Source organism: Saccharopolyspora gregorii, assembly GCF_024734405.1.
Lineage (GTDB): Bacteria > Actinomycetota > Actinomycetes > Mycobacteriales > Pseudonocardiaceae > Saccharopolyspora_C > Saccharopolyspora_C gregorii.
Genome location: NZ_CP059556.1, coordinates 5598233 through 5619286 on the forward strand (window position 1 = coordinate 5598233; position 21054 = coordinate 5619286).

At 73.4% G+C, this 21054-nt stretch carries 17 protein-coding genes and 1 riboswitch; of the genes, 5 read left to right on the forward strand and 12 right to left on the reverse strand.

The genetic code is table 11. From position 1 onward, the window contains the following. Nucleotides 1-47: 47 nt before the first annotated feature. The 3 genes from H1226_RS24485 to H1226_RS24495 are packed head-to-tail and all read right to left on the reverse strand — an operon-like array spanning nt 48 to nt 3726. Nucleotides 48-1085, reverse strand: coding sequence for an ABC transporter ATP-binding protein (locus H1226_RS24485; protein WP_258343098.1), 1038 nt, complete (start codon nt 1083-1085; stop codon nt 48-50). Then, nucleotides 1085-2683 carry an ABC transporter permease gene (locus tag H1226_RS24490; RefSeq protein WP_258343100.1) on the reverse strand — a complete coding sequence of 533 codons (1599 nt, stop codon included), beginning with the start codon at nt 2681-2683 and terminating at the stop codon, nt 1085-1087. The genes H1226_RS24485 and H1226_RS24490 overlap by 1 nt, the downstream gene beginning before the upstream one ends. Further along, the gene (locus H1226_RS24495) at nt 2680-3726 is read right to left on the reverse strand and encodes a thiamine ABC transporter substrate-binding protein (protein WP_258343102.1); all 1047 of its coding nucleotides are present in this window, start codon (nt 3724-3726) and stop codon (nt 2680-2682) included. The genes H1226_RS24490 and H1226_RS24495 overlap by 4 nt, the downstream gene beginning before the upstream one ends. Before the next feature lie 46 nt (nt 3727-3772). Continuing rightward, a riboswitch (TPP riboswitch) is annotated at nt 3773-3883 on the reverse strand. A 70-nt stretch (nt 3884-3953) separates the two neighbouring features. Here H1226_RS24495 and H1226_RS24500 point away from each other — a divergent pair. Next, a complete protein-coding gene (locus H1226_RS24500; RefSeq protein ID WP_258343104.1) occupies nt 3954-4247 on the forward strand; it encodes a 4a-hydroxytetrahydrobiopterin dehydratase in 294 nt (97 codons plus the stop codon). 5 nt (nt 4248-4252) lie between these two features. Here the strand turns inward: H1226_RS24500 and H1226_RS24505 are convergent, their stop codons facing one another. Further along, complete coding sequence (locus H1226_RS24505; RefSeq protein ID WP_258343105.1) at nt 4253-5221, reverse strand: FAD-dependent oxidoreductase; 969 nt, start codon at nt 5219-5221, stop codon at nt 4253-4255. A gap of 494 nt (nt 5222-5715) precedes the next feature. Here H1226_RS24505 and H1226_RS24510 point away from each other — a divergent pair, with 494 nt between their 5' ends. Together H1226_RS24510 and H1226_RS24515 are read left to right on the forward strand one after the other, a co-directional pair. Next, nucleotides 5716-6654, forward strand: coding sequence for an AraC family transcriptional regulator (locus tag H1226_RS24510; RefSeq protein WP_258343106.1), 939 nt, complete (start codon nt 5716-5718; stop codon nt 6652-6654). Nucleotides 6655-6815: 161 nt separating this feature from the next. Further along, entirely contained in the window at nt 6816-7853 is a 1038-nt protein-coding gene (locus tag H1226_RS24515) for an MDR family NADP-dependent oxidoreductase (RefSeq protein ID WP_258343107.1), read from the forward strand. 15 nt (nt 7854-7868) lie between these two features. On the opposite strand, the gene H1226_RS24520 is transcribed toward H1226_RS24515, so the two are convergent. From H1226_RS24520 to H1226_RS24540, 5 genes are all read right to left on the reverse strand, one after another. Beyond that, entirely contained in the window at nt 7869-8327 is a 459-nt protein-coding gene (locus tag H1226_RS24520) for an acetyltransferase (protein WP_373689983.1), read from the reverse strand. 101 nt (nt 8328-8428) lie between these two features. Further along, nucleotides 8429-9505 (reverse strand): redox-regulated ATPase YchF, encoded by a 1077-nt coding sequence (gene ychF, locus H1226_RS24525; protein ID WP_224956083.1) that lies wholly within the window; start codon nt 9503-9505, stop codon nt 8429-8431. Nucleotides 9506-9637: 132 nt separating this feature from the next. Beyond that, nucleotides 9638-9916, reverse strand: coding sequence for a hypothetical protein (locus tag H1226_RS24530; protein WP_258343108.1), 279 nt, complete (start codon nt 9914-9916; stop codon nt 9638-9640). A 75-nt stretch (nt 9917-9991) separates the two neighbouring features. Then, the gene (locus H1226_RS24535; RefSeq protein WP_258343113.1) at nt 9992-12943 is read right to left on the reverse strand and encodes an AAA family ATPase; all 2952 of its coding nucleotides are present in this window, start codon (nt 12941-12943) and stop codon (nt 9992-9994) included. Then, complete coding sequence (locus tag H1226_RS24540) at nt 12940-14121, reverse strand: exonuclease SbcCD subunit D (protein WP_224956086.1); 1182 nt, start codon at nt 14119-14121, stop codon at nt 12940-12942. The genes H1226_RS24535 and H1226_RS24540 overlap by 4 nt, the downstream gene beginning before the upstream one ends. Nucleotides 14122-14413: 292 nt before the next feature. Here H1226_RS24540 and H1226_RS24545 point away from each other — a divergent pair, with 292 nt between their 5' ends. After that, entirely contained in the window at nt 14414-15343 is a 930-nt protein-coding gene (locus H1226_RS24545; protein ID WP_224956087.1) for a DNA recombination protein RmuC, read from the forward strand. Between the two features lie 7 nt (nt 15344-15350). Here H1226_RS24545 and H1226_RS24550 read toward each other — a convergent pair whose 3' ends face one another. From H1226_RS24550 to H1226_RS24560, 3 genes are all read right to left on the reverse strand, one after another. Continuing rightward, nucleotides 15351-16301 (reverse strand): alpha/beta hydrolase, encoded by a 951-nt coding sequence (locus H1226_RS24550; protein WP_258343116.1) that lies wholly within the window; start codon nt 16299-16301, stop codon nt 15351-15353. A 357-nt stretch (nt 16302-16658) separates the two neighbouring features. Continuing rightward, the gene (locus tag H1226_RS24555; protein ID WP_258343118.1) at nt 16659-18152 is read right to left on the reverse strand and encodes an FGGY-family carbohydrate kinase; all 1494 of its coding nucleotides are present in this window, start codon (nt 18150-18152) and stop codon (nt 16659-16661) included. A gap of 227 nt (nt 18153-18379) precedes the next feature. Then, a complete protein-coding gene (locus H1226_RS24560; protein WP_258343121.1) occupies nt 18380-19795 on the reverse strand; it encodes an L-fucose/L-arabinose isomerase family protein in 1416 nt (471 codons plus the stop codon). Between the two features lie 269 nt (nt 19796-20064). Here H1226_RS24560 and H1226_RS24565 point away from each other — a divergent pair, with 269 nt between their 5' ends. Then, entirely contained in the window at nt 20065-21054 is a 990-nt protein-coding gene (locus H1226_RS24565; RefSeq protein WP_224960761.1) for a LacI family DNA-binding transcriptional regulator, read from the forward strand.

Sequence of the window (21054 nt, forward strand, 5' to 3'; positions counted from 1 at the left end):
GTGCGCGTACCCCATCGGGCACGCGAGGCCGGGACGATCCGGCTCGGTCAGTCGCCACCGACGAGCGCGACGCCGTCGGGATCGAGGCGCAGTCCGACCTCGTCGCCGACCGCGGGGGCGTCGGCGATGTGCGCGACGGCCTCCACCTGACCGAGTTCCGGTACGGCGACCGCGAGCCGGACGTGGTCGTGCCGGTGCACGCGTTCCCGCACCTCCCCCAGCGGACCCGTCGCATCGGGATTTCCGGGCCGGGTGCCCCGGGCGCGAACCCCGGCGGCGCGCAGCCCGAGCCGCGCCGGACCGTCCTTCGCGGTCACGTCGACGGTGCCCAGCGCGCACGTCGCCACGCCGTCGCGGACCTCCGCGGGCAGGAACGTGGTGCAGCCGAGGAACGCGGCCACCTCCTCGTCCGCCGGGTGCCGCCACAACAGGTCGGGAGTGTCGGCCTGCAAGATCGTGCCGCGGGACATCACGGCGACCCGGTCGGCGAGGGTGAACGCCTCGTCGTGGTCGTGCGTGACGACGAGTGCGGTCGAGTCGCCGCGGCCGAGCAGCGCCGCCAGGTCCACCGCGAGCCGTTCCCGCAGCATCCGGTCCAGCGCGGAGAGCGGTTCGTCCAGCAGCAGGAGCTCCGGATCGGCGGCGAGCGCGCGGGCCAGCGCGACCCGCTGCGCCTCGCCTCCGGACAGGTCGGTGACCCGGCGGTCCTCGTAGCCGGCCAGCCCGACCAGCTCCAGCAGCTCGGCGACGCGCGCCGTTCGCTCCGCACCGCCGACGCCGCGCATCCGCGGCCCGAACCCCACGTTGCCCGCCACGTTCCGGTGCGGGAACAGCTGCCCGTCCTGGAAGACCAGCCCGAACCGGCGGCGGTGCACCGGCACCGAGGCGAGGTCCCGCCCGTTCCACCGCACCTCGCCCGCGGTGGGCCGTTCGAGCCCGGCGACCGCTCGCAGCAGGGTCGACTTCCCGCAGCCGGACGGTCCGAGCAGCGCCAGCACTTCGCCGTCCAGCACGGAGAGCCGCACGTCGCGCACCGCCGTGGTGTCGCCGAAGCGGACGGTGAGCCCTTGCACTTCCAGCCCCATCAGAAGTCCTCCACGGCGTCGGTGCCCACCCGCAGCCGCTCGATGAGCACCACGCCGAGCACGGTGACGACCATCAGCAGCGCGCAGGCGGCGTAGGCGAGTTGCGAGTTGAGCTCGCCCGGCCTGCCGAGCAGCCGCGCGATGGCCACCGGCAGCGTCGGCGCGTCGGGCCGGGCGAGGAAGCTGGTGGCGCCGAACTCCCCGAGCGCCACGACGAAACCGAATCCGGCGGCGGCCAGCACCGAGCGCACCGCCAGCGGAAAGTCGATCTCGCGGCGCACCCGCCACGGTCCGGCGCCGAGCGTCGCCGCGGCCTGCCGCAGCCGGTCGTCGATGGCCCGCAGCACCGGCAGCACGGTGCGGATCACCAGCGGTGTCACCACCAGGGCCTGCGCGAACGGCACGAGCAGCGGCGAGGTGCGCAGCTCGCCGGGCAGCGAGCCGAGCGTGATCAGGTAGCCGAAGCCGACCGTCACCGCGGACACCCCCAGCGGCAGCATCAGCGCGAGGTCGAGGCTCTCCGCGACGAACCTGCGGCGCACGGCGACGAGCACGAACGAGGCGAGCAGCCCGAGCAGCAGCGCCATCCAGGTGGCGTCGACCGCGGTGCGCACCGAGTTCAGCGCGGCTTCGAGCCCGGTGACCTCCAGGGTCCCGGGCTGCCCGGTGCCCAGCAGCGCGCGGTAGCCCGCGAGGCCCCACCCGTCCCTGGTGGACACCGACCGCACCAGCAGGGAGGCGATCGGCGCGAGCAGCCCGCACAGCACCGCACCGGCGAGCCCGACGATCCACCACTCGGCGCCTTGCGGCGGCCGGGCGGTGGTCGCGGGCGCGCGCAGCCGCAGCGCGGTCTCCCGGCGGCGGCGCGCGATGGTGGCCACGAGCAGGGCGGCGACGACGGCGACCAGCTGCAGCAGGGACAGCGCCGCGGCGCCGGGCAGGTCCAGCAGCTGCACGGTGCGCAGGTAGATCTCCGTCTCCAGGGTGCGCAGCCGACCGCCGCCGAGCACCAGCACCACCCCGAAGCTGGTGGCGCTGAACAGGAACACGACGGCCGCCGCCGATCCGAGCGCGGGCAGCAACGCGGGCAGCGTCACCGAGGTGAAGGTGCGCAGCCGCCCGGCTCCCAGCGATCGGGCGGCGTCCTCCATCCGCCGGTCCAGGTGCCCCCACAACCCGCTGACGGTGCGCGCGACGACGGCGACGTTGAAGAACGCGTTGGCCAGCACGATCGGCAGCACTCCCCCGTCGGCGCCGAACAACGCGCGGAAGGCCATGCCCACGACGATCGTCGGCAGCACGAACGGCACGGTCACCGCGACCCGCAGCAGCCCTGTACCGGGCAGGACGAGCCTGGCGAGCACGTAGGCGAGCGGCAGCCCGCAGAGCAGCGCGACCGCGGTGGACGCGGCGGCCTGCCCGAGGGTGAAGCCGACGAGCCGCCAGGTGGCCGGCTCGGCGAGCACCGCTCCGACGTCGCCGCGCACGCCCAGCCCGATGATCGCCGCGACGGGCCAGGCGAAGAAGACCCCGAGGAAGCCGAGGACGACCGCCGCGGCCAGCGCCACCGCAACCCGGCGGCGGAGTTCGCCGGTCATCCCCGGACCAGCGTCCGCCACTGCTCGACCCACCGGTCCCGGTTGTTCTCCACCTCGTCGGCGGGCAGTTCCGCGGGCCGCGGCGGCAGCGGCGCGCTGGCCGCCCAGCCTTCGGGCAGCGGCACCCCGTCGACCGCGGGGTACACGTACATCTGGTCGGCGACCTGACCTTGGAACTCGGACGAGAGCAGGAAGTCCACCACTTCCCGCGCCGCCTGCGGGTCCTTCGCGCCGGTGAGCACGCCCGCGTACTCGACCTGCCGGTAGCAGGTGTCGAGCAGGGCCTTGGTGCGCGGCGCACCGTTCTCGTCGACCTCGGCGGCGGGCGAGGACGCGTAGGACAGCACGATCGGTCGCGGCCCCTGGCCGGTGGAACCGGAGAAGTCCTGGTTGTAGGCCTCTTCCCAGCCGGAGGACAGCCGCACGCCGTTGGCGTCGAGGGCGCGCCAGTAGTCCTGCCAACCGGGCTCGCCGAAGGCGTCGATGGTGCCGAGCAGGAACGCCAAGCCAGGGGAGGACGTCGTCGGGTCCGGCATCGAGGTCAGGTCTCGGTAGCGGGGATCGGTGAGGTCGCGCAGCGTCGTCGGCTCCGGCAGCCGGTGCGCGGCGAACCAGGCGGTGTCGATGTTCAGGCACACGTCGGCGACGTCGACGGCGGTGAGCCGGTTCTGCTGGTCCTGGGCGTAGCGCTGCGGTCCGCGGTCGGCGGCGGCGGGCCGGTACGGGGCGAACACGTCGGCGCGCAGCGCGCGGGAGGCGAAGGTGGAGTCCACGCCGTAGGCGACGTCGCCGAGCGGTGCCGCCTTGGACAGCGCCAGCTTGTTGGTCAGCTCTCCGGCGTCACCGCTGTTGCGGATCTCCAGGTGGATGCCGCTGCGCTTCTCGAAGTCGGCGAGCAGCGCCGGGTCGGCGACGAACGAGTCGTGCGCGACGAGGGTGACGGTGCGCGCCGCGGTGTCCTCGCCGGAGCTCCCGATGAGCGAACATCCGGTGGTGAGCGCGGCGGCGGCGAGTGCCGCGGCCCAGCGCAGTAAGGGGTTCAACGGTCCTCCCGAGTAGCACACCGGTCTCGGCCACGCGTGCGAACTCGAGCTGATCGCGACACCTCCCTGCGCCGGCATGATCCGGTTCAGGTGCGGACGGTCGAGGGGATGCGCCCCTCCTCTCAGCCCAGCGCGCTGGACTCCCGTGGCGACCGGCAGTCTACGTGCCGCCACCGAGCCGGGGGTCGACGGTCGCGTTCCGGCCGTCCGACGACCACCATGTGGGCATGACCGAACTGCTGAACGACACCCAGGTCGCCGAATCGCTGTCCCGGCTGCCGGAGTGGGCCCAGGACGGCACCACGATCGTGCGGAGCGTGGAGTTCGCGAGCTTCCCGCAGGCCATCCAGGCGGTGAACCGGGTCGCGGAGATCGCGGAGAGCGAGAACCACCACCCGGATCTGGACATCCGCTGGCGCACCGTCGTGTTCGCCCTCTCGACGCATTCGGCGGGTGGCCTCACCGCGAAGGACTTCACGCTGGCGGAGGAGATCGACGGGGTGGTCGACGCGTTGGCGTGAGCCGGTCAGCGCACCGGTCGGCCGAGGACGAGCCCGGCGGCTTCGGCGGCGCAGCCCCAGGACAGCGACACCCCGCAGCCGGAGTGCCCGTAGTCGTGCACGACGGTGGCGCCGCCGAACCGTTCGGTTTCCAGCCGCACGGCGTCGCGCCCGGGGCGCAGTCCGACGGTCTCGCCGAGGACTTCGGCGCCGGCGAGCAGCGGTTCGACCTGCGCGCAGCGGCGCAGCACGGCGGCGCTGTCGTCGCGGTCGGGTGCGCGGGACCAGTCGTGCTCGCCCGCGACGCCGCCGAGCACGACTCGGTCGCCGTGCGGGACGTACGAGGTGAACTCGGGTCCGGCGCCGACTTCGACGAAGTACTCGCTGATGCCGGGGTTGCGGACGAGGACGTGCTGCCCCCGCACGGGCCGCACGCCGGGGTCGCCGACGAGCTCGTGCGCGCCGACCCCGGTGCAGTTGACGATGCGGTCCGCTTCGGCCGCGGCGTCGGCCAGCGAGGACACCGGGCTGATCAGCAGTTCGCCGCCGGCGGCGAGCAGTCTCCCGGTGAGGTGTTCGAGGTAGCGCGGCATGTCGATCAGCGGGAGCGTCGCCCGGTAGCCGCTGCGGAACCCGGCGGGCAGCTCGTCCGGGGTGCAGCGGCGCAGGTCGGGCAGCAGCAGCGCTTCGGGCGGCAGCTGGTCGCCGAGGTCGACGCGGGCGGCCATCCGCCCGGTGGCGAGGTGCACTCCGCTGGTGTCGTCGGCGGCCAGTTCGACCAGCGCGCGGTAGGTGTCGGCGACCCACCGGCGCACCCGGTCGGCAGGTTGCAGCAGCGCCGGCCCCCAGATCGCGCCGGCGACGGCGGAGGTGGTGTCGGCGGGTGGCTCGTCGGTGCGCACGCGCACCGGCACGCCGGATTCGGCGAGGATCACGGCGGTGCTGAGCCCGATCACCCCGGCTCCGATGACCAGGACGGTCCCGTTGGCGGCCATTTCGGCACGCTAGCAGCGCTGCCCGCCGCGCACGGCCTGCTCGGGGCGGGTTTCGCGGCCGCTCGGCGCGGTCCTAGTCCTCGACGATGGTGATCGTGCCGGTGCCGCCGCAGTTGCTGCACCCCTTGCCGTTGCAGTCTCCGCAGATCAGGGTGATGTGCTGCATGCGCACAACGTAAATCGCCTGGTCACGGCGTGCGACTCAGCTGTTCCGGGGTGCGCCGCCCGCAGTTCGCGGCGGGCCGCGCTGCGCTACCGACCCCGCAGCGCTTTCACTCGGACGTGCCCGGGTCGGTGCGGTGGCGGGCGCCGGAATCGCGGTCGCCCCGCCGTTCGTCCTCGATCGAGGGTCAGCCGATCGGCAATCATCGCGATCCGGCACCGGTCCCGATGCGCACCGGTCGACCGGAACTATTCGGCGCGGTGGCGGTGTTCCTCCGGTCGAACCTGCTCGCTCTCCGCGGCGCCGTGCCGCTCTCGAACGGTGTGATGCGATGTCGAACCGTCCGGATCCGCTGCCGGTCGAGGGGCCCCGCCGCGCGAGCCCCGTCGAAGCGGAGTTCGCGCTGGCGACCGCCGACCTGCCCTGGTCGGTGCGGATACCGCCACCCGCGGACGGGTTCCGCGCCTCGCTGCACCGCCACCGGATCGACGACCTAGCGCTGGTCGAGTGCGCGACCGCGCCGTTCAGCGGGGTGCGCGGTGCCCGCCAGCTCGCCGGGACCGACGGCGACTTCGTCGTCGTGCTGCTCGTCGACGCCGGGGGTGTCCGCTTCGAGCAGGGCGGTGCGGAGTGGTCGCTGGTCCCCGGGGACGTGCTGGTGTGGGACAGTCGCCGCCCGGCGCGGTGCAGCGCGGACCGCCCGTTGACCGCGCGCAGCCTCGTCGTGCCGCGCGGGATCCTCGACGACGTGGGCTGTCCGCTGCGCGTCGGCGAACCGGCGGGCGGCCGGGTTCCCGGGGTGCGGCTGCTGCGCGGCTACCTCGACGCGCTCCATCCGGTGCTGCCCGAGCTGCCCGCAGGGTCTGCGGTGGCGGCGCGCAACGCGCTGCTCGAACTGGTCTGGGGCGCGCTGCACCCGGGGACGCCGCTCGATCCGCTGGCGCTGCTGCCCGCCCGGCGAGCCGCGGTGGAGCGCTACCTGGACGAGCGGCTGGGCAGCAGCGGCCTGTCCGCCGAGGAGGTGGCGGCCGCGCACAACATCTCGGTGCGCACCCTCGGTCGGCTGTTCGCGGAGGTGGGCGAGACCTTCTCGGGCGTGCTGCGCGCCAAGCGGATAGCCCGGGTGCGCGAAGAACTGCTGACCGGCGACGTGACGATCGCCGCCCTGGCGCGGCGCTGGGGCTTCTTCGACACGAGCCACCTGAACCGGCGGTTCCGCGCCGTGCACGGCGTCTCCCCGCACGAGTACCGCCGCGGCCACCAGTCGTGATCGAGCGGACGGCCGCCCGGTACTCCCCGATGGCGCGCAGGTACGCGGCGCGTCGGCCCGCGCCGAACCGAGACTCGCCTCGACGTCCCGAACAGCGGGACGTGCGCCCCGGATCAGCGGGGCGAGGCGACCCGGCGGCGGGTCGGACCGAGGAGAGGGCGATGGCAGTGATCCAGCAGAACCGGGCGTTCCGGTTGCGCAGGCGGCCCGCGGGCGTGGCGGACGCACCCGAACTGGAGCTCGTCGCGGAGCGAACACCGGAGTTGGCCGACGGGCAGGCGCTGGTCCGCACCCTGGTGCTCTCCGTCGACCCGTCGAGCCGCGTGTTCCTGAGCGACTTCCGCAGTGAACTCCCGCCGGTGGAGGTGGGAGCGGTGGTGCGCGGCCTCGGCGTGGGCCGGGTGGTCGCCTCGCGGCGAGCGGACCTGCCGGTCGGCGCGCACGTGCTGGGCTGGACGGGTTGGCAGGACTACCAGGTCGCCGACGATGCCGCGCTGGTCGAGCCGTTCACCGTGCTGCCCGACCCGCTGCCCGCGTCCCCGGAGGACCTGCTGGGCGTCTTCGGGCTCACCGGCATCACCGCGTGGCTGGCCGTGGAGATCGCGGCGCCGGAGCCGGGCGCGACGGTGGTGGTGTCGGCGGCGGCGGGTGCGGTCGGCTCGGTCGCCGGCCAGCTGGCGCGCGAGCGCGGGGCGCGGGTGGTCGGCGTGGCGGGCGGGCCGGACAAGTGCCGCTACGTCGTCGACGAGCTCGGCTTCGACGCCTGCGTCGACCGGCACGATCCGCGGTGGCGCGAACTGCTCGACGCGGCCACTCCCGACGGGATCGACGCGGACGTGGAGAACGCGGGCGGCGAGATCCTCGACCACGTGCTGAGCAGGATCAACACCGGGGCGCGCCTCGCGATGTGCGGCATGATCGCCGACTACAGCGCCGACCCGGCACAGCGCCACGGCCTGCGGAACCTGGTGGAGCTGGTCGAGCAGCGCGCCACCGCCCGCGGTTTCCTGGTCACCGATCATGCCGACCGCTTCGCCGAGATCACCGCCGAGCTGGCCGCGCGGGTGGCCGACGGCAGGCTCCGCCACAGCCGGGACCTGGTGAACGGCTTGGAGAACGCCCCGGTCGCGCTGGACCGGATCTTCCGCGGCGACAGCCGGGGCAAGGTGATCGTGCGGGTCGCGCCGATCCTCACCTGAGCGCCGCCCGACCGGCTACGTCCTGGGCGGCTCGCGGCGGGACATCCGCAGCAGCGGGTACGGCCGCCCCGCGTCGTCGAGCTCGCTGCGCCCGGTGACGGTGAACCCGTGCCGGAGGTAGAACCCGACGGCCTGCTCGTTCTGCTCGTTGACGTCCACGGACGTCACCCCGAGCTCGGCCACCGCGTGCGCGAGGAGGGCTCGGCCCACTCCTCGCCCGCGGTGCGCCGCGTCGACGAACAGCATCTCCAGGCTCGGCCCGGACGTGCCCGCGAAACCGACCGGCGCACCGCCGAGTTCGGCAACGCCGAGCCGCACCTGCGGGAAGTGCTCGACGGGCAGGCGTTCCTCGATCTCGGCGCGATCCCGCGGATCGAGGAAGTCGTGGGTGGCGTCGACGGCGCTGCGCCAGATCCGCACGAGCACCGGGAACTCGTCGGCCCCGGTCGACTCGCGGATCGTCGGCTCAGCCACGTCGGACCGCGCGGCGCGGCGGAACGACTCGCCGCACCTCCGCCACCCGCGGCGGAAGCACGAAGATCATCGTGCCCCCTGACCAGCGGTAACGCCGCCGATCACACGTTGAAGCGGAACTCGACGACGTCTCCGTCGGCCATGATGTAGTCCTTGCCCTCCATGCGGACCTTGCCGCCGGAGCGCGCGGTGTTCATCGAACCGGCCTCGATCAGGTCGGCGAAGGACACGATCTCGGCCTTGATGAAGCCGCGCTCGAAGTCGGTGTGGATCACGCCCGCGGCCTGCGGGGCGGTCGCGCCCTGCGGGATGGTCCAGGCGCGCGCCTCCTTCGGGCCCGCCGTCAGGTAGGTCTGCAGGCCGAGGGTGTGGAACCCGGCGCGGGCCAGGGCGTGCAGGCCCGGCTCCGGCTGGCCGACCGATTCCAGCAGTTCGCGGGCCGATTCCTCGTCGAGCTCGATCAGCTCGGACTCGACCTTGGCGTCGAGGAACACGGCGTCGCCGGGGGCGACCAGGTCGCGCAGCTCCTGCTTGCGGGCCTCGTCGGAGAGCACGCCTTCGTCGGCGTTGAACACGTACAGGAACGGCTTGGTGGTGAGCAGGTTCAGCTCGCGCAGCTCCGGGACGTCGGCCAGCTTCGCGGCGAACAGGGTGGTGCCCTCGTCGAGGACGCGCTTCGCCTCGTTGGCCGCGTCCAGCGCAGGACGCTTGTCCTTGTGGGTGCGGGCTTCCTTCTCCAGCCGCGGCAGCGCCTTGTCCAGGGTCTGCAGGTCGGCGAGGATCAGCTCGGTGTTGATCGTCTCGATGTCGCTGGACGGGTCGACGTTGCCGTCGACGTGCACCACATCCGGGTCGTCGAACACGCGGATGACCTGGCAGATCGCGTCGGCTTCGCGGATGTTCGCGAGGAACTTGTTGCCGAGGCCCTGGCCTTCGGAGGCGCCCTTCACGATGCCGGCGATGTCGACGAAGGACACGGTGGCGGGCACCAGCTTCTCGGAGCCGTACAGCTCGGCGAGCTCGGCCAGTCGGGGGTCGGGCAACGGCACCACACCCACGTTCGGCTCGATCGTCGCGAACGGGTAGTTCGCCGCGAGCGCGTCGTTGCTGGTGAGGGCGTTGAACAAGGTGGACTTGCCGACGTTGGGCAGCCCGACGATTCCGAGGGTGAGGCTCACGGGCCGTGAGTCTAAGTGGTGCGGGCGGCGATCGACGCAGGTGGCCCGCACCCGATCCGTGCGCGCCGGGTTCGGCCGCACGCCCGGTCCGCGGCGCGGGAACGGGGCGTGCGGCCGATCCGGGTGACGACGTCAGTCGTCGTCCTGCTCGCCGTCGCCCTGGTCGTCCTCGTGGTCGTCGTGCCGGTGGTCCTGCTGGTCGCCGTCGCGCTGGTCGTCCTGCTGGTCCGGGCGGTCGCCGTCCTGCTGGTCGCCGTCCTGCTGGTCGCCGTCCTGCTGTTCCTGCTGCTGCTGCTGCGGCGGCGGGGCCGGGTCGTTGCAACCCGCGGTGACGGTGAGCGCGAGGAGCGCGCCCGCCGCGCCGCCGACGAGCTTGCCGACGCGGGAACGCATGATCGTGGAGTGAGCCATGACTCCGACATTAGGGAGCAATCCCCCAGCTGTCATCCGGTCGCCGCCCGTACCCGCTGCGAGTCCGGGCGGGGGTCAGGTGTCGAGTTCGATGGTGGAGCCGTCGTCCCGCGACTTCCGGATCCGCAGCCGCACCCCGATCCGCTGGCGCATCTCGTCCACGTGCGAGACGAGGCCGATCACTCGGCCACCGGCGCGCAGCTCGTCGAGCGTGTCCATCACGAGGTCGAGGGTGTTCGCGTCGAGCGTGCCGAAGCCCTCGTCGATGAACAGCGTGTCCAGCAGTGCCCCACCGGTCTCGGCGGCCACCACGTCGGCGAGGCCGAGCGCCAGCGACAGCGAGGCCATGAACGATTCGCCACCGGAGAGCGTCTTCGCCGAGCGGGTCTGCCCGGAGTAGTCGTCGAGCACGTCGAGCCCGAGCCCGCCCCGGGTGCCCCGCGCGCCCGCGGCGTCGGAGTGCACGAACGAGTAGCGGCCGTCGCTCATCCGCCGCAACCGCCGGGTCGCGGTGACCGCGACCTCCTCCAGCCGGGCGGCGAGCACGTAGGAGCGCAGGGACATCTTCCGCGCGTTCTGCCCGCGCCCGTTGACGACGTCGGCGAGCGCTTCGAGTTCGGCGTGTTCGGCGAGCGCCGGGCCGAGCTCGTCCCAGGCCGCGCGCAGCCGGGTCGCGAGCCGCCGCACGTCCTGTTCGCGCTGTTCGACGCGTTGCGCGGTGATGGCGGCGCGTTCGGCGGCTTCGCGGGCGGTGGTGGCGGCTTCGGCGGCGGCGTCGAGCCCGACCTCGGTGTCGGCGTCGATGCCGAAGAGCTCTTCGCCGCCGAGCGCGGCCTGGGCGGTGGCGCGTCGCTGCTCGGCGCGGGTGAGGGCGTCGGCGAGCTCGGTGCGCCGGCTCTCGTCCCGTTCGGCGCGCAGCGCCTCGTCGACGTCGGCGAAGCCCGCGTCGACCGCCGCGGCCCGCAGGGCTTCGCGCTGCTTGGCGAGCCGGGCGTCCGCGTCGTCGCGGGCGGTGCGGGCGGCGACGAGGCGGTCGAGCCGTTCGACCTGCTCGAGCAGGTGCGCGCGGTGCGCGTCGATGTCGGGGTGCTCGCCGCGAGCGGCGTCCAGCCGGGCGGCACGGGCCTCGATCGCCTCAGCCAGGCCGGTGCGTTCGGTGCGCGCGGCGGCGATGCGCCGGTCCAGCTCGCCGCGCTGCTCGGTGAGCCGTTGCGCGGCGGATTCCAGTTCGGCGAGTTCCCGGCTGCGCGCCGGGGTCTGGTCCGCGAGCGCGCGCACCGCGTCGCGGCGTTCGGTGGCGGAGGTGGTCTCGGCGGCGAGGTCGTCGGTGCCGCGGTCGCCGAGGCGGTGCCGCAGCAGTTCGAGGTGCCTGCGCGCGTCGGTCTCCGCCGCGGCGGTGCTGTCGCGGCGGGCTTGGGCGCGTTGTTCGGCCTGCTGGGCGCGTTCCTCGTCCTCGGCGCCGACCGAGTCGTCCACGGCCGAGCGCGGTTCGGGGTGGTCGGCGGACCCGCACACCGGGCACGGATCCCCCGCGGTGAGTCCGGCGGCGAGTTCGGCGGCCATCCCGGCGAGCCTGCGGTCGCGCAGGTCCAGCACGGTCTCGCGGGCGCGCTGGTGCTCGTCCACGGCGCGGCGGGCGGCTTCGGCGGCCTGTTCGTGGGCCTGCTGCGCGGCGGGCACGGCGCGGGCGGTGCCGAGCAGGTCGGCGAGTTCTTCGACCTTCGCCTCGACCTGGTCGCGGCGGGTGGCCGCTTCCTTGGCCTCGTCGAGCCGGGTGCGGGCGGTGCTGATGCGGTCGGGCAGCGCGGCCTGCTGCTCGTCGAGCTCGGCGGTGGCGCGTTCGTCGGCGTCGATCCCGCGGTCGAGCTCGGCGAGCCGGGCGCGGTCGGTGTCCTGCTTGCGGGCTTCGGGGAGCAGTTCGGCGAGCGCGCCCGCGCGTTCGCGGTGTTCGCCGGAACGCCTGCGCAGCTCGTCGAGCGGGGCGTCCGGGTCGGGGCAGCCCGTTTCGGCGTGCGCGGCTTCCCCGGCGGCCCGGTCGAGTTCGGTCTCGGCTTCGGTGACGGCACGGCGCGCGGTGAGCACCGGCAGCACCCGCTGGGCGGCGTCGAGTTCGGTGCGCCACCGCCGGTGTTCGGCCTGCTGCGCGTCGAGTTCGGCGAGCTCGGCGTGGGCGCCGCGCACCCGGCGGACCTTGTCGGCGAGCTCGCGGCGGGCGGTGAGCTCCTGTTCCGCGGCGTCGCGGCGGGCGGCGAGTTCGACGTGCTGCCGCCGGGTCTCGTCGAGCTCGGCGGCGAGGTGCTTCTCCCAGCTCTCCAGCCAGTGCCGCTCGTCGGCGCCGTCCTCCGGGTCCTGCCCGACGACCTGGGCGGCGCGGGCGAGCAGTTCCCGCACCTGCTGCTGGTGTGCTTCGACGTCGCGGCCGCGTTCCCGGCGGTGCTCGACGAACCACCGCTCGACGTCGGCGAACCGCTGGGTGCCGAACAGCTTCTCCAGCAGCTTCTCGCGTTCGGTGGTCTCGGCGCGCAGGAAGTTCGCGAACTCGCCCTGCGGCAGCAGCACGACCTTCGTGAACTGGTCGACGCTCATCCCGAGCAACCGCTGCACGCTGCGGTTGACCTCGTCGATGCGGCTGGATCCTTCGGAGGGAGCGTCGCCGGGCGCGTCGCCGATCCAGGTCAGCGAGGCCTTGGCGTTGCGGGTGGTGGTGCCTTCACCGCGCTTCTTGCGCTGGTCGTACTTGGGGCTGCGCACGACGCGCAGCCGGTGGCCCTGCACGGTCAGCTCCAGCTCGACCGAGGTGGCCACGTCGTCGGCGGCGGTGTCGCAGCGCAGCTGCTTGACCTGTTCGCGCGCACCGGGCACCGCGCCGTAGAGGGCGAAGCAGATCGCGTCGAGCAGGCTGGTCTTGCCCGCGCCGGTGTCGCCGTGCAGCAGGAAGAGGCCGTCGGTGCCGAGCGCGTCGAAGTCGACGTCGACCCGGTCCCGGTAGGGCCCGAACGCGGTGATCGCGAGCTGGTGCAGCCTCATTCCCGCACCTCCGCGACCTGCACGGCGTGCAGCGCTTCGGCGAGCAGCGCGCGTTCGCCACCGGTGGGTTCGGATCCGCGGCAGTCGGCGACGAACCCTTCGGCGATGGTGGTGTCGTCCCGCCCGCGCACGGCTTCGGAGTAGCGCAGTTCCGCGGTGGCGCGGCCGTTCTCCGGCTGCCATTCGAGGTGGACCGCGTGCGGGAACCGCTCCTGCAGGGCGCGCATCGCGTCGACCGGCCGCACGTCGTCGGTGAGCGTGGCGGACAGGAAGCACTCCTCGAACTCGGCGTACTCGGGTTCGGCGAGCAGCGCGTCGAGCCGGCCGCGGACGGTCGCGAGCGCGCGCGGCACGGGCAGTTCGTGGCGGCGCACCTCGTGGAGCCCGTCGGCGTCGAGGTCGACGAGCCAGGCGGATTTCCGCTGCCGCGCCTCGGAGAACGAGTAGGCGAGCGGGCTCCCGGAGTAGCGCAGGTGCTCGGCGAGGGTCTGCGGCCCGTGCAGGTGCCCGAGCGCCACGTAGTCCACGCCGTCGAAGACCGAACCGGGCACGGTGTCGACGCCGCCGACGGCGATGGGCCGTTCGGATTCGCTGGCGTCACCGCCGACGACGAAGGCGTGCGCGAGCACGACGGACCGGGTTCCGGCGGGCCGGCCCGCGAGGTCGGCGCGGACGCGGTTCATCGCCTCGGCGAGCACCGGTTCGTGCCCGCGGCCCTGAACCGGGGCCGCGCCGGGCACGTCGGGCAGCGAGTCGAGGACCTGGCGCGCCGGATCCGGTTCCAGGTAGGGGATCCCGTAGAACGCGACGGGCCCGTGCTCGTCGTCGAGCAGCACCGGTTCGTGCAGCCGGGAGATGCGGGTGCGCAGGTGCAGCCCACCCGCGGCGGCGAACTCGCCGAAGGCGCCGACGCGGGCGGCGGAGTCGTGGTTGCCGGGGGTGACGACGAGCCGCGCCCCGGCCGCGCGGAGCGCGCCGAACACGCGCACGCAGGTCTCCACGGCCTCGCCGGAGGGCACGGCGCGGTCGTAGAGGTCGCCGGAGACGACGACCACGTCGACGTCTTCGGCGGTGACCAGGTCGGCCAGTCCGGTGAGGACCGCTTCCTGCTCGGCGAGCAGGTCTCGGCCGTGGAACGTCCGCCCCACGTGCCAGTCGGAGGTGTGCAGCACCCGCATGGCGGTCAAGTTACCGAACGGCTCCGGCCTCGATCACGCTGCGTCGGGGCCGTCGAGACGCTGCTCGCGACATCGTCTTCGCAGGTGATCGACACCGCGGCGGACTCGCGGCGGGCCCGGCGGCGGTCCGGTGAGCCGCTGCGCCGACACGCGGACGGCGAGTCTGACGTGCGCTCCTGCCAGGGAGAACGCGGCCGATCGGGCCGATCCGGTGGCCCTCGCCCCGATCGGGACCGGATCACCGGCCGGATGCGGAATGATCAGGACCGTTCCCGGCCGAGAGGAGATCGCCATGGGCGTGCTGATCGCCGTCGTGATCGTGCTGGTGCTGCTGTTCGCGGCCGCGCTGGTGCTGATCTGGCGGCTCTACACCGACTCCGCGCACCGCGCCGACGAGGCGTTGCGCATGGTGGAGTCCGAACGCGCCCGCACCGTGGAGCAGCAGGCCGCGCTGCGCCGGTACGAGGTGGCGTTCGCGTCCATCACCGGGCGCGGCGAGCTCGGCGAGCAGGTCCTCGTCGAGACGGCGAAGTCGTTGGGGCTGCGGGAAGGCGTCCACTTCAGCGTGCAGACCGACCTGGCCGGTGGCGGCGCGGCGCGGCCGGACCTGGTGCTCGCCGTCGGCGGCGGCAGGCAGGTGCCGGTGGACGCGAAGGCGAGCCTCGCGGTGTGGGCGGAGGCGATGGAGACCGACGACCCGCAGGAGCGCGGCGATGCGCTGCGGGTGCACGTGCGCAACATCCGCTCGCGGGCGACCGAGCTGTCCGGCAAGGGCTACCAGCGCTGGGCGGACGCGATCTACGGGACGATCATGTTCGTGCCCTCGGACGCGGCCGTGGTCACCGCGCTGGACACCGATCCGAGCCTGCTGTCCTGGCTGCTGGACAAGCGGGTCTTCCTGTGCGGCCCCACGGGTTTCGCGGTGCTGGCCTCGGCCGCGCTGTTCGCGGCGACTGAGCGCACCATCGCGGAGGACATCGAGCAGGTGCGTTCGCAGGCGGTGCGCGCGCAGCGGGCCGCGTCCGGCGCGGTGGAGGCGGTGAACCTGTCCAGCACCCACCTGCAGCGCTTCGTCTCCGCCCGCCGCCGCGAGCTGGACGCGCTGGAGTCGTTCCGCGGCGCGGTGCAGCCGCTCGCGGAGGGCGCGGGCGGTGCCGCCTCGATCGGCACGGTGCGCCGGGAGGAGGAGGGGCTGGTGGGCAGCGACCCGGCCGAGAACTGACCTCGGGTCAGACGTGAGCGGCGAGGAACTCGTCGATCGCGTCCACGATCATCGGCACGCTCGGGCCGGGGGTGAAGCCGTGGTCGAAGTCGTCGTAGGGGTGCAGCGACACGTCCACGCCGAGTTCGCGCAGCTCGGCCGCGAAGTTGAGGCTCTGCGCGATCGGCACCAGCGAATCCTTGGTGCCGTGCTGGATGAGGTACGGCGGCTCGGCGCCGGAGAGGTTGCGGATCGGGCTGGCGGCGGCCGCGTGCTGCGGGCATTCGCTCGGCATGCAGCCGAGGTACTTGCGCACCGTCCGGCGCGAGTAGTCGGACAGCTGCGGGGTCGCCAGCTCCGCTTCGGCGCTCAAGTCCGTCGGCCCGAACCAGTCGATCACCGCGCGGATGCCGGTGAGCCCGCCCCCGGGTTCACCGGGGTCGTCGGTGATCGCGCCGAGCTGCGAGACGAGCAGCCCGCCGGCCGAGGCGCCCCACAGCACCACGCGGTCGGCGTCCAGATCCCACGCACCGGCGTGCGACTGCAACCAGCGGACGGCTTCCGCGACGTCCTCGACCTGCGCCGGGGCGGGGACGAGGTCGCTGAGCCGGTAGTCCACCGTGGCCACCGCGAAGCCCCGGCCGAGCATCCGTTCGGCCGCCAGCGATTCGGCGGCACCGCCGACGGCGCGGTGCCCGTCGAGGCCACGGTCACCCGCGTCCCAGCCGCCGCCGTGCGCGTACACCACCAGCGGGTGCGGTCCGGCGCCTTCGGGCAGGAACAGGTCCAGCGCGAGCGGCCCGGACGCGCGCGTCGCGTACACCTGACCGGTGACGACCCGCGCCGCGCCGAGGTCGGCGGCGGCCGCTCCGATCAGCGTGCCGCTGCCGGATCCGGCGGAGACGGCGCATCCGGCGGTCACGGCCAGCACCGCCGTTCCGGCCAGCACCGCTCGCCAGATCCGCCGTGCCGAGACCATGCCGCCCTCCCGGAACCGTTGGCTCCGTCCACCGGCGCCGACCGCTGAGGACCTTAACAAGGCCCTCACCCGTTCGGGTGGCACTAGTACCACCCGCAAGAAACCAGGACGAACGACGAGCCCGGACGCACGCCCCGCCCGCGAACTCCCCCAGCGCCCCCATAGTCCTTCATGTCAGCGGCGAAGCCGCTGAGCTGCCGACCGAGCACGCAGCCGGACCACCCGCGGGTTCTCAGCTGCCTTCTCGCGAGGACAGCTTTTTCGCATGTGGCGGAGCCACCTGCGAAAAAGATCCCGCAGCGAGAAGGCAGCTGAGGTTCCGCCACCCCACCCCCCGATCAGCAGGGGAAGAAGCGATCACTCGTCAGCAGCGTGCTGCTGACGAGCGAGGAAGTGCTGGATGTCCGCGGTGGCGCGGTAGAGCTCCAGGTAGTGCTGGTAGAAGGCGTCGTAGCGCTCGGTGCGCTCCGGGTCGGGCACGACGGTGCGAGCGACCGGGTTCCACTGCCGCTCGTCCACGGCGGTGCCGGTGGCGATTCCGGCCATCAGGGCGTCGCCGAACGCGGCGCCGACGGTCTCGCTGGGGATCTGCTGTTCCTGGCCGGAGATATCGGAGACGATCTGCGTCCACAGCCCGCCCTGGGTGCCGCCACCGACGGCGACGAGCCGCCCGGCCCGGCCGCCCGCGGAGCTCATCGCTTCGAGGTTGTGCCGCACCCCGTAGCCGATGCCTTCCAGCGCTGCCCGGTACACCTCGGCCCGCCCGTGGCTGGTGGTGAGCCCGAGCAGCGCACCGCGCGCGTCCGGGTCGAAGATCGGCGTCCGCTCCCCCGCGAAGTACGGCAGCAGCAGCAGGCCGCGGCTGCCGGCGGGCGCGCCCGCGGCCTGCTCGACGAGTTCGGCGAAGTCGCCGTCGACGAGCCGCCGGATCCAGTCGGTGACCGCGCCGGAGGTCGCCATGCCCGCGGCGAGCGTGTAGGTGTCCGGGAAGACTCCGCAGGTCCCCCACAGCGCCGAATGCGGCCGCGGGTCGGTGAGCACCTGCACGAAGAACATGGTGGTGCCGTACATCAGCATCACGTCGCCGGGTTCGCGCACGCCGGCGCTGGTGGCCTCGGCCCAGGCGTCGATGGTGCCGGTGGTGACGGGCAGGCCTTCGGGCAGCCCGGTCTCGGCGGCGGCGTGCGCTCCGACGCGGCCGACGACCTCGGTGGGCCAGGCGAGTTCGGGCAGCGGCAGGTCGGGGGCGACGCGCTGCGCCCAGTCCTTCGACCAGTCGCGGGCCCGCAGGTCGTAGAGCGGGTCGCACTGGCTGGCGGAGTGGTGGTCGAGCACGTAGCGCCCGGTGAGCCGGTGCACCAGGTACGAGCTGCACATGAGCAGCTTCTCGGTGCGCGCGTACACCTCGGGTTCGTTCTTCGCGAGCCACCGGATCTTCGGCCCGACGGCCTGGCTGGTCAGCGCGGAGCCGCCGCGGCGCAGGATCTCGTCGGCGCCGAACTCCTCGGTGAGCTCGGCGATCTCGGTGGTGGCGCGGGTGTCGACGCCGTAGAGGATCGCGGGCCGCAGCGGGTTGCCGTCGCCGTCGGCGGGCAGCAGCACCGGTCCGATGCCGCTGACGCCGAGTCCTTCGATCGTGCGTCCCTCGGCGGCGGGCAGCAGGTCCCGCACGATGGCGGTGAAGTCGTTCCACCACACCGATTCCGCGTCGTGCTCGACCCAGCCCGGGTGCGGGTAGGAGGTGTCGTGCGGCTTGGTCGACCTGGCCACGATCCGCCCGTCGGTGGTGACCAGGACCCCCTTGGAACTCGACGTTCCGATGTCGATCCCGATCAGCACGCCCTCAGCCATCGCTGTTCCTCCCGCTCGTCCGGTGTTCCCCGCGGCATCGTAAAGACCCGCCGCCCGGGCGATCCGCACTCCTGTCCGATTCGGGCACGCGCGCGGCCCGCTGGGCCATCGGCGGGAGCCCGGTTCCCGCCGATGGCCGCTGGACCAGCGCTCTGACCTGCGCTTCGATGCGGGACGCGCGCGTGTTTGTTTCGGCCCGTTCCGGCTTGTTCGATCCGGTGCGCCGCTCAGCCGCGGGTCCACTCGTCGAGGCGGACGCCGAGCTGGCCGGCGACGGCGCGGAGCGCGGCGCGGTGGTCGCCGGGCACGGCGTGCACGTGGTTGGCGCCGAACCTGGACAGGAACACCTCGCCGGGCGCGTCGAGCCGGGCGAACGCGTGCGGCCACTCCGGGGTGGACTGCTCGACGAGGGCGCGGTTGGTGTCCTCGTCGTAGTTCTCGAACTCGCCGAGCATCAGCTGCAGCCGGTACTCCCCCGCTTCTCTGGTGAGCCTGCCGAGGGTCATCTGACCGGGCGCGGCGATGTGCTGCACGGAGGCGCCGCCCGCGGGGAAGAAGAACACCTCCGGGTAGAAGTTGACCTTGGCGAGGTTCTCGGCCGGGTCGTCGCTGCGCGCCGCGTACCAGGTGGCGTGCTGGCCGGAGTTGCACAGGTCCCAGATGTCGCGGTCCGCGTGGTAGTGCCGCACGTCCGCGAACAGCACCGGGGTGCGGGCGATCTGCTTGAACAGCTGCATGGTGAGCGCGCCGTCCATGTCCGCTTCGGTGGCGCAGACGTGGGTGTCCTTGGGGCCGTTCCAGTCGTAGGGGTCGTTGAGGAAGGCCTCGGTGACGTCCATCGTCGCGAAATTCTCGGTGAGCTCCGGCTGGCCCTTGATGCCGGAGAAGTCGAGGTGCCGCTCGGCGATGATCTCGCGGACGGCGATGTAGGAGCGGATCTGGCGTTCCAGCAGTTCGGGGGTGAGCTTCGCGCCGTCGTAGTGCACCCCGGCGGCGTGCCGCTCGATCCACTCGCGGGCCTTGCGGGCTTCGGCCGCATCGGCCTTCTCGGCGCGCAGCACGAGTTCGTACTGGTCGATCTCCTCGACGTCGATGCCGAACTGCCGCTGCCACTGGTCGGTGTTGGCCACGGCGGTGTTCATGCCCATGGGCCGGCCGCCGAAGCGACCGAAGGTGGAGCCGCGCAGCGAGCCGACGGCCGCGGCGGCGGTGGCCTGGACCCCGATGGTGGCGGCGAGCTCGGGGTCGTCGGGAGCGCCCCAGGCACGGGTGTGCTCGCGCCCGATCTGGTCGAGCGCACCGCCCGCGGCGAGCATGCCGACGAGGCCCGGTTCGGTGGGGTCGGTGCTGGCGACGAGCACCAGCGGGCTGCGGGTGGCGTCGGCGGCGAGCATCGTGAAGTGCGGGAACGACCAGACCGCGTAGTAGAGGACGGTGACGTCCACGTCGGCGGCCGCGACCTCGCGGGCCACGGTGGTGGCGAGCACGTTGTCGGCGACGAGTTCTCGACCGGCGACGACCTCGTGCCCGGCCGCGGTGAGCGCGGCGACGAGACCGTCCTGCTTGAGCCGGATGAAGTCGGCGTTGCGCGCGTGCACGTGATCACGACCGTCGGAGATGGAGATGACACCGATGCGGGCCACGGGGCCTCCCGGGTTCTCGGAACGTGCTGGGTCCGGACTCGCCGCCGTCCCGGGTTCGGAACGCCGGTTCCTCGACTTGCACCGCTCCCGGCCGGTCGCTCCGGGTCCGCCTGCGCTGGGGTTCCGCGCCTGCCGCCTGCACCCGAGTTCGTGCATCGTTGACCGACCGGGTTATGAGCAATCGATTTCTCGGAAGCTATTCTGGCTTCGTCGGAACTGTCAAGGAATCCGCGCCGCGACCACGCGGCCAGCCGACAGCAGGAGGTCCGGTGGCGACGATCAGTGATGTGGCGGCCAGGGCCGGGGTCTCCACCGCGACGGTGTCGCGGGCGCTGAACGGCAAGAGCACGGTGGACCCGGCGCTGGCGGCGCGGGTGGTGGCCGCGGCGGACGAGCTGGGCTACCGGCCGAACGGCCCGGCCCGGAACCTGCGCAAGCAGGAGACCGCGGTGCTCGCGCTGATCATCTCGGACGTCGAGAACCCCTTCTTCACCGCGATCTCGCGCGGCGTGGAGGACGTGGCGCACGCCGCCGGGTATTCGGTGGTGCTGTGCAACTCCGACGACGATCCGGCGAAGGAACGCGAATACCTGGACGTGGCGTTGCAGGAACGCGTCGCCGGGGTGCTGCTGTCCCCCACCGGCCGGGAGGAGAGCGCCGCGCTGCTGCGGGCGCACGCGGTCCCGGTGGTCGCGCTGGACCGGCCGCTGCCGGGTGGTGGGGACACGGTGCTGGTGGACAGCGGTGGTGCGGCGCGGAGCGCCACGCTGCACCTGGCCGACCAGGGCTACCGCCGCATCGGCTGCTTGACCGGTCCGAGCGGGATGCCGACGGCGGACGCGCGGCTGGCCGGCTACCGGGACGGCCTGCGCACGGCGGGACTCGCGGACGCGGGCCTGGTGCGGCACACCGAGTTCCGCGCGGCGGGCGCCCGGCGCGCGGCGCGGCAGCTGATGGACCGGCCGGAGCCGCCGGATGCGCTGCTGGTCGCGAACAACGCGATGGCGGTGGGCGTGCTGGAGACCTTGGGCGAACTGGGCCTGCGGCCGGGTCGCGACGTAGGCGTGATCGCGTTCGACGACGCGCCGTGGGCGACGCTGCTGGACCCGCCGTTGAGCGTGGTCGCGCAGCCCGCCTACGACATGGGTGCGCTGGGTGCGCAGCTGCTGCTGCGCCGCATCGGGGGTGACGTCGGTGAGCCGGCGACGCGCACGTTGTCGGCCCACCTCGTCGCGCGGGGCAGCACCGCCCGCCGGTGA